Origin of the sequence: Neorhizobium populisoli, assembly GCF_019430945.1 — a bacterium.
Taxonomy (GTDB): domain Bacteria; phylum Pseudomonadota; class Alphaproteobacteria; order Rhizobiales; family Rhizobiaceae; genus Neorhizobium; species Neorhizobium populisoli.
This window is the reverse complement of the sequence record NZ_JAHYCB010000002.1, coordinates 162,565-176,116: the sequence shown is the minus strand read 5'-3', so window position 1 is coordinate 176,116 and position 13,552 is coordinate 162,565. Positions and strand designations below refer to the sequence as shown.

The 13,552-nt window shown below is 61.4% G+C and carries 13 protein-coding genes and 1 pseudogene; 2 read left to right on the top strand and 12 right to left on the bottom strand.

Translation table 11 applies throughout. From position 1 onward, the window contains the following. Positions 1-55 precede the first annotated feature (55 nt). The 4 genes from KX729_RS05095 to KX729_RS05080 form a co-directional block, all read right to left on the bottom strand. Entirely contained in the window at positions 56-1,966 is a 1,911-nt protein-coding gene (locus KX729_RS05095) for a sensor domain-containing diguanylate cyclase (protein WP_219741360.1), read from the bottom strand. Between the two features lie 88 nt (positions 1,967-2,054). Beyond that, positions 2,055-2,528 (bottom strand): PTS sugar transporter subunit IIA, encoded by a 474-nt coding sequence (locus tag KX729_RS05090; protein ID WP_219741359.1) that lies wholly within the window; start codon positions 2,526-2,528, stop codon positions 2,055-2,057. A 27-nt stretch (positions 2,529-2,555) separates the two neighbouring features. Beyond that, complete coding sequence (locus tag KX729_RS05085; protein ID WP_219741358.1) at positions 2,556-3,248, bottom strand: response regulator transcription factor; 693 nt, start codon at positions 3,246-3,248, stop codon at positions 2,556-2,558. Further along, positions 3,245-5,968 (bottom strand): DUF4118 domain-containing protein, encoded by a 2,724-nt coding sequence (locus KX729_RS05080; protein ID WP_219741357.1) that lies wholly within the window; start codon positions 5,966-5,968, stop codon positions 3,245-3,247. Before KX729_RS05080 ends, KX729_RS05085 begins: the two co-directional genes overlap by 4 nt. Positions 5,969-5,989: 21 nt before the next feature. Between KX729_RS05080 and KX729_RS34825 the strand changes: the two are divergent. After that, positions 5,990-6,131: pseudogene (locus KX729_RS34825) on the top strand (endonuclease domain-containing protein); the annotation flags it as partial. Positions 6,132-6,145: 14 nt separating this feature from the next. On the opposite strand, the gene kdpC reads toward KX729_RS34825, so the two are convergent. The 8 genes from kdpC to KX729_RS05040 all read right to left on the bottom strand — a co-directional run bounded on the left by kdpC (position 6,146) and on the right by KX729_RS05040 (position 11,973). Beyond that, complete coding sequence (gene kdpC / locus KX729_RS05075; protein WP_219741356.1) at positions 6,146-6,718, bottom strand: potassium-transporting ATPase subunit KdpC; 573 nt, start codon at positions 6,716-6,718, stop codon at positions 6,146-6,148. A gap of 11 nt (positions 6,719-6,729) precedes the next feature. Further along, positions 6,730-8,817 (bottom strand): potassium-transporting ATPase subunit KdpB, encoded by a 2,088-nt coding sequence (kdpB, locus tag KX729_RS05070; protein WP_219741355.1) that lies wholly within the window; start codon positions 8,815-8,817, stop codon positions 6,730-6,732. 55 nt (positions 8,818-8,872) lie between these two features. Further along, positions 8,873-9,037 carry a hypothetical protein gene (locus KX729_RS05065; protein ID WP_219741354.1) on the bottom strand — a complete coding sequence of 55 codons (165 nt, stop codon included), beginning with the start codon at positions 9,035-9,037 and terminating at the stop codon, positions 8,873-8,875. An 11-nt stretch (positions 9,038-9,048) separates the two neighbouring features. Further along, the gene (kdpA, locus tag KX729_RS05060; protein ID WP_219741353.1) at positions 9,049-10,752 is read right to left on the bottom strand and encodes a potassium-transporting ATPase subunit KdpA; all 1,704 of its coding nucleotides are present in this window, start codon (positions 10,750-10,752) and stop codon (positions 9,049-9,051) included. A 29-nt stretch (positions 10,753-10,781) separates the two neighbouring features. Further along, on the bottom strand, positions 10,782-10,871 hold the full coding sequence (locus KX729_RS05055) for a K(+)-transporting ATPase subunit F (RefSeq protein ID WP_111561755.1): 90 nt from the start codon (positions 10,869-10,871) through the stop codon (positions 10,782-10,784). A 450-nt stretch (positions 10,872-11,321) separates the two neighbouring features. Beyond that, a complete protein-coding gene (locus tag KX729_RS05050; protein ID WP_219741352.1) occupies positions 11,322-11,483 on the bottom strand; it encodes a hypothetical protein in 162 nt (53 codons plus the stop codon). An 8-nt stretch (positions 11,484-11,491) separates the two neighbouring features. Further along, positions 11,492-11,782 carry a hypothetical protein gene (locus KX729_RS05045; RefSeq protein ID WP_219741351.1) on the bottom strand — a complete coding sequence of 97 codons (291 nt, stop codon included), beginning with the start codon at positions 11,780-11,782 and terminating at the stop codon, positions 11,492-11,494. Positions 11,783-11,793: 11 nt separating this feature from the next. Beyond that, the gene (locus KX729_RS05040; RefSeq protein ID WP_219741350.1) at positions 11,794-11,973 is read right to left on the bottom strand and encodes a hypothetical protein; all 180 of its coding nucleotides are present in this window, start codon (positions 11,971-11,973) and stop codon (positions 11,794-11,796) included. A gap of 218 nt (positions 11,974-12,191) precedes the next feature. Here KX729_RS05040 and KX729_RS05035 point away from each other — a divergent pair, with 218 nt between their 5' ends. Next, entirely contained in the window at positions 12,192-13,442 is a 1,251-nt protein-coding gene (locus KX729_RS05035; RefSeq protein WP_219741349.1) for an NAD(P)/FAD-dependent oxidoreductase, read from the top strand. Positions 13,443-13,552 lie beyond the last annotated feature (110 nt).

The following is a 13,552-nucleotide window of genomic DNA, read 5'->3' as shown; positions in this document are numbered from 1 at the left end:
AAGCGCCAAATTCGGCGCCTGTCAAAAGTGATGACCTTTCGATAGCGTCGGTCGATCAGGCCGAACGGCTGCCGGTGATCATTGCGGCGATGACACCTTCGTCTTCGGCGGCGAGCACCTGATTGCGACCGGCATTCTTGGCCTGATAGAGCGCATGATCGGCCCGGTCAAAAAGTTCGGATGCCGTCAGCAGGCCCGCCTCGTCCGAATGAAGCGTCGCCGTGCCGATGCTGATCGTCACATACCCCCAGGGAATGTTCTTCTCATGCGGCAGCTTGAGGTTTGCGACACGCTGGCGGATCGTCTGCGCAACCCGCTCGGCGCCGGTGACATCCGTATCCGGCAGGAGAATGGCGATCTCTTCGCCGCCATAACGCGCGGCGAGGTCCTTGGCGCGACGAATGGAGCCAAGCGCGACCTGCGCGAGCGCCTTGAGACAGTCGTCGCCTGCCGCATGGCCGTAGGTATCGTTGAAGAACTTGAAGCGATCGGCATCGATCATCAACAGCGACAGCGGCAATTTCTGCATCGTCGCCCGTTCGACCATCTCGTCGAAATGGATGTTGAAGGAACGGCGATTGGCAAGCTGTGTCAGTTCGTCGGTATTGGCGAGCTGATCGAGTTCTTCCTGAAGCTTTTTCTGGCGCGTGACATCGCGCGTCACTGCAACGAGGCGAATGTCCTTGATTTCGGCAATCGCGCCCGGCAACCGGTTCAGTGTCGTTTCCAGCCAGATCTGCTTTCCATCGGCCCGCTTGCGGCGTACGATCATGTTTTCGCGCAATGACCCGGACCGAAGACGATTCATCATCTGGATGACGCCCTCCCGGTCATCCTCATGCAGGTTGTCGAGGATGCTGGTGCCGATCATATGCTCGGCGTCGATGCCGAAGATTTCCTTGGACGACGGCGACAGATATTCGCGCACGCCAAGGCCGTTGAAGCGCTGGATCAGATCGCTCGACCCTTCCGCCAGCAGCCGGAATTCCGCCTCGCGGGCGACAAGCAAAGCCTCACCGGCGCGGCGCAGCAGGACCTGCCGCCGCCAGCGCCAGGCCAGCATGCCGGTGATTGTCACCACGACGATGCCGGACAACCAGCGCTGATGGGCGCCTCTCATCCATGCCGAGAGAGCCTCGGACTGGGACGCCGCCGCAAGTCCGACCAGACCGCTGTGCTGGCTCCGGTAGAAGCCGCCGATGCGCTGCGTCCCATCCACCGGGGAGATATAGTGGTAGGAACCTTCCTCGCCGTGAGCGAGATGGACCTTGAAAAGATCGTAACCGGAAACATCCGTCGCCATCAGGCTTTCGACGAAAGGCTGGCGCGCGAGAATGATCCCATCGCTCCTGATCAGCTGAAACGAACCTTCGTTTCCGATCCTGAACGCCTCAAAGAATTTCACGAAATCCGCGACCGTGATGCTCGCAAAGGCAATGCCGCCGAAACTGCCGTCCAGATTGCTGATCCGCTGGGTGATCGGCAATATCCACTCTCCGGAAATCCGGCTCTTGACGGGCTTGCTCAATACCGGCTGGCGGGTGATCGAGGATTTGTGAAACTTGAAATAGTCGCGATCCGCAAAGCTCAGATTCTGTGTCTGGACTTGAGACGACGTTGCAACGATCCGTCCGTCGGCGCTCATGACGGAAAGCGTATCGAGCCATGACGTGGTATCGACCTGCCGCTTCATCGTCGCGGCGATCTTGACCGCGAGATTCGGATCTGCGCGCTCCTGCTCGATCTGGGTCATCAAAGCCGAAAGCGGGAATTTGGACATGTCGATCGTATCATCGGCATGTTGCACGAGCGCCTTGGAAGTCTGGACAAGCTCGGCCTCGATACGTACGACCTGCGATCGCCAGCTCGAATATTCGCCCCAGATGATCAATCCCAGAAAGCCGCAGACGGCGAAGGCGACGGTCGCAAAAGTGCGCACCGAGGAACCATTCAAAGCACCGATCATCCTTCCCTCCCAAACCGACGCAACACAGGGCGGCTCAGGAGTTACGATCCGCCATAGAGACGTTTAGAGAAAAGTCGTTTAAGTTCGCCTAAATTTTTAGGCCTTCATTTTCATCCCGTATTTGCGGGCAAAGCTGCGCATAGATATCCTGCGGGCTCGCCGCACTCCGGATGGTGGCAGCCGTCAGTTCCTCCCGCACGCGCCGCGCAATGCAGGACAGGATGTTCAGGTGATCGGCGCGGTTTTCCGGATTGAGCAGCAGGAAGACGAGATCAACGGGCTGTTCATCCACTGCTTCGAAGTCAATCGGCTTCGCGAGCCGTACGAACAGGCAGAAGTGGCGGTCGAGGCCTTTCACGCTGGCATGCGGAACGGCCACACCTGCGCCTATGCCGGTTGAGCCCAGGTTTTCGCGATTGGTGAGCACGCGGGTGATTTCGGCCTCGCCTAACAACAGGCGTTCGGCCGCGAGCGCAGAAAGCTTCTTGAGCAGCACCGTTTTAGACGGCGCCGACACGTCAAGCACGATGTTCTCCAGAGGGAGATAATCACGGAGGTTCATGGCATTTCTCTTGAATGACGGAAGCCGTTACTGGCCTTCCTGCAGACGGTAGCCGACGCCCGTCTCGGTCAGGATGTATTGTGGCTGGTCAGGTGTCGCCTCGATCTTCTGGCGAAGCTGGCGGACATAGACGCGCAGGTATTGCACGTCCGTCAGGCCATCCCAGACGTGTTCCAGCAGGAAACGATGAGTGAGCACCTTGCCGGCATGCTGCACAAGGATGCGCAGGATGTCGTATTCCTTCGGCGACAGTTTTACTTCGCGGCCGCCAACCTTGACGATGCGCTTGACGAGATCCACAGAGAGATCGCCGGTCTGGAAGATCGGCTTTTCGCCCTGGGCCTGTAGCCGATGACGCAGTGCCACGCGGATGCGGGCGACGAGTTCGTTCATGCCGAAAGGCTTCGCCACATAGTCGTCAGCGCCAAGTTCCAGTGCCTTGACGATGCCCGCCTCATCGGTGCGGCTGGACAGGATGACGATCGGCAGGGTCAGCCCCTCGCCGCGCCATTTGGCCAATAGATCATGGCCGGACATGTCCGGCAGGCCGAGATCGAGGATGATGAGATCCGGCTTGTCTGCATTGGCGAGTTCGATCGCCACCTTGGCATTCATCGCCTCGCTGACGGCATAATCCTGCGTCGACAGGCCGACGCGCAGCAATTTACGGATCGGCGGCTCGTCATCGACGATCAGGATGCGGACGGCGGTATTGGTCATTCTTGCTCTCCCAAGATGGGCATTTCGGCCGGCGCAAATTTGTTTTCGGAAAAGGGCATGCGGATCGTGAAGATCGCGCCGTTGCGGTCGGAACGGTTGGCGGCGCGGATCGTGCCGCCCATGGCTTCGATAAAACCACGGCAGATGGAGAGCCCGAGGCCGGTGCCGGCTCGCACATGGTCGCCTTTTCGCACCCGGTAGAAACTGTCGAAGATGCGTTCGAGGTCGTCGAGCGGAATGCCCGGCCCTTCGTCCATGATGGAGATAAGGATCGAGGCTCCATCTTGCCAGCCGCTTATATCAATGACGGTATCGTCAGGCGCATATTTGGCGGCGTTATCGATGAGGTTGAAGAGCACCTGTTCGAAAAGAACCGGATCGACCCGGAGCATCGGCAGGTCTGCCGGAATGCCGACCTTGACCTTGTGATGAGCCGTGATCTTCGCCGTCCTCGACAGCGCCGTGCCGACGATATCGCCTGCGAAGTGGAAGGCGTAATTCGGCTCCATGGCGCCGGAGCCGATGCGGGTCATGTCCAAAAGGTTGGAGATGAAGCGGTTCAGCCGTTCGGATTCATCGACGACACTGCCGAGCAGTTCGTTGCGGGCTTCCTCCGGAATATCCGAGCCGAAATCCTTCAGCGTGCCGGCCGACCCCATGATGGCGACGAGCGGCGTTTTCAGGTCATGCGAGATGGAGGTCAGAAGTGCGGTGCGCAAGCGATCCGTCTCGGCGGCAAGCTTGGCCTTATCGACATCGGACACCAGCTGGATGCGTTCGATCGCAAGCGCCGCCTGATCCGCCAGCGCATCGAACAGACGCTGCTGTTCCGGCGTCAGAAGCGGTCCCTGCTTGTCGTTGTCGAGACCGATGACGCCGACGGCCTCGCGGCCGGTGCGCAGCGGCAGATAGAGACGTTTGGCGCCCGGCAGCGTATCGGCGGCGCGGCCGGCGGGGCGATTATGCTCCCAGGCCCATTTGGCGGCGGCGATATCCGCGTCGACCAAAGTATCGTCCGGCGGGTAACCGGCCTTCACCGCAATCGAATTGCCTTCCGGCAACAGGATGACAACGCGGACCTTCAGCATCGAGGCGATCTGGAAGGCGGTTGCCCAGAGCACGTCGTCCAGCGTGCCGGTGCCGGCGAGTTTCTTGGAGAAAAGATAGAGGTCTTCGGTGGTGCGCGCCCTTTGTCGCGCCGCCGCGGCCTGGCGCTGCACGGCTGCCGTCAGGTTGGATGCGATCACCGCAACGCCGAGAAAGAACATGAGGGCGATGACACTTTCCGGATCGCGGACGGTGAAGGTGTAACGCGGCTCGAGGAAGAAGAAGTTGAAAGACAGGGCGCCCAGCAACGATGCGAAGAGGCCCGGCCCAAGACCGCCGCGCACGGATGCTGCCAGTACCGCCATGAGGAAAACGAGTGCCAGATTCTGCACGTCGAGCGTCTGATCGAGCGTCACGCCGGCAAGGATTGCCAGCACGACGAAGGCGGCGCTGAGCAGATATGGTTTGAGGCGAAAAGGCTTTGGCGGCAGCGCGGCTTTCACCCCTCGCTGCGGTTCGCCCTCTTTCGTATCGCCGGAAATGACGTGGACGCTGATATCGCCGGCATACCGGATCAGGTCGTGGGTGACGGAACCCTGCCACCATTGCCGCCAGCGTGGCTTGCCCGGCCGGCCGACAACGATATGGGTGAAGTTGTTGGCGTTTGCATAGGCGATGATCTCGCGTGATGGCTGGACGGCCGGAAGTGTCACCGTTTCGGCGCCGAGGCTTTGGGCAAGCCGCATGTTGGCGGCGAGCCGGTCCTTGTCTTCATCGGAGAGATTGGCCGACTGCGGCGTTTCGAGATGCAGTGCCGCCCAGGGCGCGCGCAGGCGATCGGCCTGTCGGCGGGCATACCGCACGAGGCTCGCGCCATTGCGGCCGTGGTCGATGCAGACTAGCACGCGGTCCCCGGCCGCCCATGGGCCGGAAATGGCATGCGCCTGCATGTGGTTCAGGAGCTGTTCGTCCACCCGCTGGGCGGTTCGGCGGAGCGCCAGCTCGCGCAGCGCCGTGAGATTGCCGGGCGAAAAATAGTTCTCGACGGCTCGGCGGGCGGTGGTCGGCACATAGACCTTGCCGTCGTTCAGCCGCTTGATCAGGTCGTCCGGGGTGATGTCGATGATTTCCACGTCGTCGGCGCGGTCGATGATCGTATCCGGCACCGTCTCGCGCACCCGGACCTTGGTGATCTGCGCGACGATGTCGTTCAGGCTTTCGATGTGCTGGATGTTGAGCGTCGAATAGACGTCGATGCCATTGGAGAGAATTTCCTGCACATCCATGTAGCGTTTCGGATGGCGGCTGCCGGCGGCGTTGGTATGGGCGAGCTCATCGACCAGAACCAGTTTCGGGCGGCGGGCGAGGATGGCGTCGATATCCATCTCGTCAAGCTGCTGGCCGCGGTAGTCGATCTTCCTGCGGGGAATGATCTCGAAACCGTCGACCAGCGCCTCGGTTTCCCGGCGGCCGTGGGTTTCGACGACGCCGATCACCACGTCCAGGCCATCTGCCCGGCGAGCGCGGCCGGACATCAGCATTTCGTAAGTCTTGCCGACACCAGGGGCAGCGCCGAGGAAGATTTTCAGACGGCCGCGGGTTTCCCGTTCGGCGTGCTCGAGGAGAGCGTCCGGGGATGGGCGGTTGGGAGTATCGCGGCTATCGTCGAGCATGCGTTTGGTCTTTCTTATCGGTTGGCGCAAACGGCCCCCTCATCCGACCCTTCGGGCCACCTTCTCCCCGCTGGGGAGAAGGGGAAGTGCCGCACCGTCGCCGCTCCTCCTCTCCCCTCGGGGAGAGGGTGGCCGAGCAAAGCGGAGGCCGGGTGAGGGGGCCGCTTGCGCCATCCCTCACCGCGTCATAGGTGCATCAAGCTTCATATTAAGCGCAAGCACATTGACGACAGGTTCACCGAGGAACCCGAGTTCGCGACCCTCGACACTCTCATCGACCAGTGCACGAACCTTGGCCTCATCCACATTGCGAGCCTTCGCCACACGCGGCACCTGAAAATAAGCCGCTTCCGGCGAGATATGCGGATCAAGCCCACTACCCGAGGCGGTGACCAGATCGATCGGCACTTCTGCATTCGGATTGGTCGCCTTGGCCGCCTCATAATCGGCCTTCACGCGATCGATCAGCTTCTGGCTGGTCGGGCCGAGGTTGGAGCCGGAGGACGAGGCAGCATCATAGCCATTGGCGCCGGCAGCCGAGGGCCGGCCATGGAAATACTGGTCGCCGGCAAAAGCCTGGCCGATCAGTTTCGAGCCGACAACCTGACCGTTCTTTTCGATCAGGCTGCCGTTTGCCTGCGCCGGGAATATGGCCTGGGCAACGCTGGTCATCGCGAAGGGGTAAATCAGACCGGTGATAACAGTGGTGGCAACGATCATGACGATTGCCGGGCGGAGTTGTTTCAACATGACGAGATTCCTTAAGCGAGACCGATTGCCGTGATGACCATGTCGATCGCCTTGATGCCGATGAACGGGACGATGATGCCACCGAGGCCGTAGACCAGCAGGTTACGGGACAGAAGCGCGCCGGCGCCGATGGCGCGGTACTTCACGCCCTTCAGCGACAGCGGGATCAGCGCGATGATGATCAGCGCATTGAAGATGATCGCTGACAGGATGGCGCTCTGCGGCGTGGCGAGGCCCATGATGTTGAGCACACCAAGCTGCGGATAAAAGGCCAGGAACATCGCCGGGATAATGGCGAAATACTTGGCGATGTCGTTGGCGATCGAAAACGTCGTCAGTGCGCCACGGGTCATCAAGAGCTGCTTGCCGATCTCGACGATCTCGATGAGCTTCGTCGGGTCCGAGTCGAGGTCGACCATGTTGCCGGCCTCGCGGGCGGCCACCGTGCCGGTGTTCATGGCAACGCCAACGTCTGACTGGGCCAGCGCGGGAGCGTCATTGGTGCCGTCGCCGCACATGGCGACCAGCTTACCCTTGGCCTGCTCCTCGCGAATGAGGGCGAGTTTCATTTCCGGTGTGGCCTGGGCGAGGAAGTCGTCGACGCCGGCTTCGGCAGCGATGGCGGCGGCGGTCATCGGGTTGTCGCCGGTGATCATCACGGTGCGGATGCCCATGCGGCGCAGCTCCGCGAACCGTTCGCGGATGCCGCCCTTGACGATATCCTTGAGCTGGATGACTCCGAGCAGTTTGCCGTCGCGGGCGACAGCGAGCGGGGTGCCGCCGGCCTTGGCAATCTCCTCGGCAATGCCGCGCAGTTCACGCACGGTTTCATTTTCCGGGCTCACGGCAATCGCCGTGTTGCCGGAAACCTGCAGCGGACCTGAACCGACATAGGCGAGAACCGCATCGACGGCGCCCTTGCGGATCTGCGAACCGTCGATATCGACGCCGCTCATGCGGGTCTGGGCGGTAAACGGAATGAAGGTCGCCTGCAGGCTCGCCATGTCGCGGGCGCGGATGGCGTATTTCTCCTTGGCGAGCACGACGACCGAGCGGCCTTCCGGCGTTTCGTCGGCGAGCGAGGCAAGCTGGGCAGCATCGGCCAGTTCTTGGGCGGTAACTCCGCGGACCGGCTTAAACTCCGTCGCCTGACGGTTGCCAAGGGTGATCGTGCCGGTCTTGTCCAAGAGCAGCGTATCGACATCGCCGGCAGCCTCCACGGCGCGGCCGGACATGGCGAGCACGTTGAAACGGACGAGGCGGTCCATGCCGGCGATGCCGATGGCCGAGAGAAGCGCGCCGATCGTCGTCGGGATCAGCGTCACGAACAGCGCGACCAGTACGATGATCGGGATCGAGCCGCCGGCATAGGATGCGAAGCTCGGGATCGTCGCGGTGGCGAGTACGAAGATCAGCGTCATGCCGGCAAGCAGGATGTTGAGCGCGATCTCGTTCGGCGTCTTCTGGCGTTCGGCGCCTTCAACGAGCGCGATCATCCGGTCGATGAAGGTGGAGCCGGCAGCGGCGGTGATGCGCACGCGGATCCAGTCGGACAGGACCTGCGTGCCGCCTGTCACAGCCGAACGGTCGCCGCCGGATTCGCGGATGACCGGGGCGGATTCACCGGTGATGGCGGCTTCGTTGACCGAGGCGACGCCTTCGATCACTTCGCCGTCCGACGGAATGATATCGCCCGCCTCGACGATGACGACGTCGTTCACCTTGAGGCTGGTGCCGGGCACCATCTTGTAGGCGGTGCGGTCATTGCCGGTCAGCAGTTTGGCCTGGGTTTCAGTGCGGGTCTTGCGCAGCGAATCCGCCTGCGCCTTGCCGCGGCCCTCGGCAACGGCCTCCGCGAAGTTGGCGAACAGCACGGTGAACCAGAGCCAAAGGTTGATCTGGAAGGAGAAGCCGAGATTGCCGTTGCCGCTCGCAAGGTCGCGGAGGAACAGGATGGTAGTCAGTACCGAGACGACGGCCACGACGAACATGACCGGGTTCTTGGCGAGCGTCCGCGGGTTGAGCTTGGTAAAAGCGCCGCCCACGGCCGGAATGAGGATGCGACTATCGAGGATACTCGCGGATTTGGACTGGCTCATAAGAGACTCCAGCTTTGAAAAAGAGGCGACTTGCGTTCCCGATAAGGGAAGCTGATCAGCCGTGAAGGATTTCGACTGCGCAGACGATGGCGAGAACACCCGCCATCATCGCGAGGATTGCATTGGAACCACACCAGCTCTGATGACCTTTGGTGGTCCCCTTGCCCCGCTTTTGCGAGGCAAGGTCGGACTGTTTGCGGAGGGCCTGACGAATGCTCATGACTACCATCCTCAAAATGTCTGGCCGGCGATCATGACCAGGTGTTCGACCACGGGGCCGAGCGCCAGGGCGGGCATGAAGGTGAGGCCGCCGACGATCAGGATCGTGCCGACGAGAAGACCGACGAACAGGCCGCCATCGGTCGGGAACGTGCCGGCCGAAGCGGGAACCGTTTTCTTGGCGACCAGCGAGCCGGCAATGGCGAGCGCCGGGATGATGACCAGGAAACGCCCCATCAGCATGGCGATGCCGAGCGTGACGTTGTACCAGGGCGTGTTGCCGGTGAGGCCACCGAAAGCCGAGCCGTTGTTGGCCGCAGCCGACGTATAGGCATAGAGGATTTCGGAGAAGCCATGCGGACCGGCCGTGCCGATCGAGGCGACGGCGGAGGGCAGCACGGTGGCGATCGCGGCGAAGACCAACATGGCGAGCGGCAGGCAGAGGACGGCGAGAAGCGCCATCTTCATTTCCTTCGCCTCGATCTTCTTGCCGAGATATTCCGGCGTGCGGCCGACCATCAGGCCCGCCACGAAGACGGCGACGATGATGAACATCACGATACCGTAGAAGCCCGCGCCGACGCCGCCGACGATGACTTCGCCGAGCTGCATGTTGATGATCGGGATCAGGCCGCCAAGCGCCGTGAACGAGCCGTGCATCGCATTGACCGCGCCGCAGGAGGCAGCCGTGGTGATGACCGCGAAGAGCGACGACATGACGACACCGAAGCGGACTTCCTTGCCTTCCATGTTGCCACCTGCAAGGCCAAGCTGGTGCATGATCGGATTGCCGGCAGCTTCCGCCCAGTAGACGACGGCCACGCCAGCAATGAACAGGATGAACATTGCAGAGAGGATCGCCCAGCCCTGGCGCTGGTTGCCGACCATGCGGCCGAAGACGTTGGTGAAGGCTGCACCGATCGCGAAGATCGACAACATCTGAATCATGTTCGAGATATTGTCGGGGTTTTCGAACGGATGCGCGGAGTTGGCGTTGAAGAAACCGCCGCCATTGGTGCCGAGCATCTTGATGGCGAGCTGCGAGGCGACAGGCCCGAGCGCGATCGTCTGCTTGGCGCCTTCGAGCGTCGTGGCTTCCACGTAAGGACCGAAGGTCTGCGGTACGCCGAGCCAGACATAAACGAGCGTCAGCACGACGCAGATCGGCAGCAGGACATAAAGAACGGCGCGGGTCATATCGACCCAGAAATTGCCGAGCGCCTTACCGGAGGCGCGCGAGAAGGCACGGATCAGGCCGATGGCTATCGCCATGCCGGTTGCGGCAGACACGAAGTTCTGCACGGCAAGGCCCATCATCTGGCTGAGATAGGACATGGTGCTTTCACCGCCGTAGCTCTGCCAGTTGGTGTTGGCGACGAAGCTGGTGGCGGTGTTGAAGGAAAGCTCGGGGCCGACGGCAGCCATGCCGGCCGGGTTCATCGGCAGCATGTCCTGGAAGCGCAGCAGGCCGTAGAGAACCAGCGTGCCGAGCAGGTTGAACATCAGCAGCGAGAAGGCATAGGAGGTCCAATGCTGTTCTTCGCGCTCGCTGGTGCCGGCCAATGCGTAAAGGCCCCGTTCGACGGGAACGAGGACCGGGGAGAGGAGTGTGCGCTCGCCGGAAAACACCCGCGTGATATAAGCGCCGAGCGGTTTGACGAGCATGATCAGAACCCCGCAGAAAACGAGGATCTGTAACCATCCGTTGAGGGTCATGGGAGGAAACTTTCAATACCCGCGCTTCGTCAGAAACGTTCGGGACGAATGAGAGCGTAGGTGAGATAGACGGTGAGAAATACGGTCACGGCACCGCTCAGGACATAATCGAAGATCATCGGCGGCCTCCTTTCAAAGCCTGTCGCAGGCTTGCGTGTAGGCAAAGCAGAGCGCGAAGAAGACGACCGCTGTGCCGAGTAGAATGATATCCATCATCGATCTGGACTCCGGGTTTTGGGGAGCCAGGCAAGATGAAGGGTGCCGTCCGGATGGGGCACCGATCATGCTTTTCTGGCTTTTGAGATGGTCTGCATCTCGACGCCTAATATGCGGCTGGAGCGCATAGGGGTTCGAGATTGAGGGACGGGGAAAGAAATAGGAATTTTATAGGAATTTTGGGGTTGAGCAGCGCCTCTGGCCAGCCTCCCCCCTTGCGGGGGAGGTGCCCGGCAGGGCGGAGGGGGGTGGTTCAACAACCTCTAACGTCGGGTTCGTGGCACCACCCCCATCTGTCAGCTCTGCTGACATCTTCCCCGCAAGGGGGAAGACAGGAGCGCGCGGCTCCCTCCCTACCCCGCAATCAGCATGATCACCTGGGCGATGAGAATGACAACCCACATCACACCCAGCATGCCAAGAATGACCGTTGAAGCCCGGGCACTATCCCGCGCGTCAAAATTCACCGCCCGCGGATAAACATACCCGCGCACCCGATCGAACGACTTGGACATGTCCGCCTCTATGCCCTGCCCGCGACCTTAATGCCCGGCCGCATCGCCCGGCTGTCGAAAGCCGAATCCAAGCTCAGCGTCACCTCTTCCGGCACGCAGCAGACGGCGCCCGGCAAGTGGTCGCTTTCGAACATGGCGAAATGCACTGCCGAGGCACGGTCGGTGAACAGGCCGCCGACACGACCTTCGCGGTCGGAGACGATCCAGCGGCCGCCGGCATCGCGGCCGACCATGAAGCGTACGCCGGCGCGTTGGGGAGGTTCGCTTTTCCAGGCGTTGCTGAGCTTAGACTTGTTCATGGCCATCTCCTTCAAGCCACCGCCATCGAGACGAGGCTTGCCGCGCAGACGCCGAGCGCGATGACGCCGATCAGCCGCAGGAAAATGCCGAGATTGGCATCTTCCGGGCGGTTGCCATCGGCGAGCCGGCGTCGTTGCGCCTCGGCTTCGGCGAGATGCAGGAAGGTAATGCTTCCCAAACGACCAAACATTTCAGTCACTCCTTGATGGATGGCATCGAAAGCGATGCACGATCCAGAAGGTAGCGAGCGGCCCATAGGCATTCGATTGGATGCCGGGCACGAAGAAATAGGGAATCCATATATGTGGTGGCAATTTTTCAATTGCACCGCAGCATCCGGGGCGGCATGGTCAGGTGCTAGAAGCATAAAAGACTTGAACCATAAAACTTGGGAATGGAATTCAGATCATGGCAACAACAGATGTGATCGTGCTGGGAGCCGGCATCATCGGCGTTTCGACGGCAGTACAGCTGGCGCGGCGCGGCAAGTCGGTTGTTCTCGTCGACCGGCAGGAACCGGGCATGGAAACGTCCTACGGCAATGCCGGCCTGATCCAGCGCGAAGGCGTGGTGCCCTACGGTTTTCCGCAGCAGTTCGGTCTGATCCTGCGTTATGCGCTGAACAACCGCATCGATGCGCATTACCACTGGAAGGCCATTCCCTCGGTCACATCGTTCCTGGCGAAATACTGGTGGAACTCGAACCTGACCCGTCATCAGCTGATCGCGCGTTCCTATGCGCCGCTGATCGAGCATTCGATCTCCACCCATAACGAGCTGATCGAGGAAGCCGGCGCGCAGGATCTGATCGCCAAGAACGGCTGGACGGAAGTGTTCCGCACCCGCGCCAAGCATGACGGCGAAATCGGCGAGGCGACGCGGCTCAAAAAGGAATATGGCGTTGCCTTCAAGGAGCTTTCACCGGCCGATATCGCCGAGCAGGAGCCCAATCTGTCTGGTGATTTCGTCGGCGGGCTGCGCTGGGAAGATCCATGGTCGGTCAAGGATCCGCTGGCGCTGACGCGTGCCTATCTGGCACTGTTCGAAAAGCTTGGCGGCCGGGTGCTGAAGGGCGATGCGAAGAGCCTTTCCAAGACGACCACCGGCTGGCGAGTCGTCGTGGCAGACGGCACGGTCGAGGCGAAGCATGTGGTCGTGGCGCTCGGGCCGTGGTCGGATACGGTCACCAAGCCGCTCGGCTACAATTTCCTGGTGGGCGTCAAGCGCGGCTATCACATGCATTATGCGCCGAAGGGCAATGCCAAGCTGAATGGCTGGACCATGGATGCGGAGCGGGGTTATTTCCTCGCGCCGATGAATCAGGGCATCCGCCTGACCACCGGCGCCGAGTTCGCCCGCCGCGATGCGCCGAAGACGCCGGTGCAGTTGCAGCGCGCCGAAGCGGTCGCGCGGGAAATCTTCCCGCTTGGCGAACGGCTGGACAAGGAGCCCTGGATGGGCGCCCGCCCCTGCACGCCGGACATGATGCCGGTCATCGGCAAGGCGCCGCGCCATGAAGGCCTGTGGTTCGCCTTCGGCCACGCGCATCACGGCCTCACCCTCGGCCCGGTAACGGGTCAGGTGATCGCGGAAGCCATCTGCGGTGAAAAGACGTTGATCGATATCTCGGCCTATCGCCCGGAACGTTTCAACGCCTAGTCGAAAGCTAAAGCGCACCGCGATCTTGCGGATTCGCTCGAGCACTTTAGCGTCTCTTTTTTCGCATGTCGTTCTCGCAAAACCGCGGCACACTTTTGCGCGACATGCTT

What these genes read in the sequence shown, in the direction of transcription:
- KX729_RS05080 (WP_219741357.1), bottom strand. Translation starts at nt 5,968, where the DNA reads ATGCTCGACGATAGCCGCGATACTCCCAACCGCCCATCCCCGGACGCT.
- kdpB (WP_219741355.1), bottom strand. Translation starts at nt 8,817, where the DNA reads ATGAGCCAGTCCAAATCCGCGAGTATCCTCGATAGTCGCATCCTCATT.
- KX729_RS05085 (WP_219741358.1), bottom strand. Translation starts at nt 3,248, where the DNA reads ATGACCAATACCGCCGTCCGCATCCTGATCGTCGATGACGAGCCGCCG.
- kdpC (WP_219741356.1), bottom strand. Translation starts at nt 6,718, where the DNA reads ATGTTGAAACAACTCCGCCCGGCAATCGTCATGATCGTTGCCACCACT.
- KX729_RS05040 (WP_219741350.1), bottom strand. Translation starts at nt 11,973, where the DNA reads ATGTTTGGTCGTTTGGGAAGCATTACCTTCCTGCATCTCGCCGAAGCC.
- kdpA (WP_219741353.1), bottom strand. Translation starts at nt 10,752, where the DNA reads ATGACCCTCAACGGATGGTTACAGATCCTCGTTTTCTGCGGGGTTCTG.
- KX729_RS05035 (WP_219741349.1), top strand. Translation starts at nt 12,192, where the DNA reads ATGGCAACAACAGATGTGATCGTGCTGGGAGCCGGCATCATCGGCGTT.
- KX729_RS05055 (WP_111561755.1), bottom strand. Translation starts at nt 10,871, where the DNA reads ATGATCTTCGATTATGTCCTGAGCGGTGCCGTGACCGTATTTCTCACC.
- KX729_RS05065 (WP_219741354.1), bottom strand. Translation starts at nt 9,037, where the DNA reads ATGAGCATTCGTCAGGCCCTCCGCAAACAGTCCGACCTTGCCTCGCAA.
- KX729_RS05095 (WP_219741360.1), bottom strand. Translation starts at nt 1,966, where the DNA reads ATGATCGGTGCTTTGAATGGTTCCTCGGTGCGCACTTTTGCGACCGTC.
- KX729_RS05045 (WP_219741351.1), bottom strand. Translation starts at nt 11,782, where the DNA reads ATGAACAAGTCTAAGCTCAGCAACGCCTGGAAAAGCGAACCTCCCCAA.
- KX729_RS05090 (WP_219741359.1), bottom strand. Translation starts at nt 2,528, where the DNA reads ATGAACCTCCGTGATTATCTCCCTCTGGAGAACATCGTGCTTGACGTG.
- KX729_RS05050 (WP_219741352.1), bottom strand. Translation starts at nt 11,483, where the DNA reads ATGTCCAAGTCGTTCGATCGGGTGCGCGGGTATGTTTATCCGCGGGCG.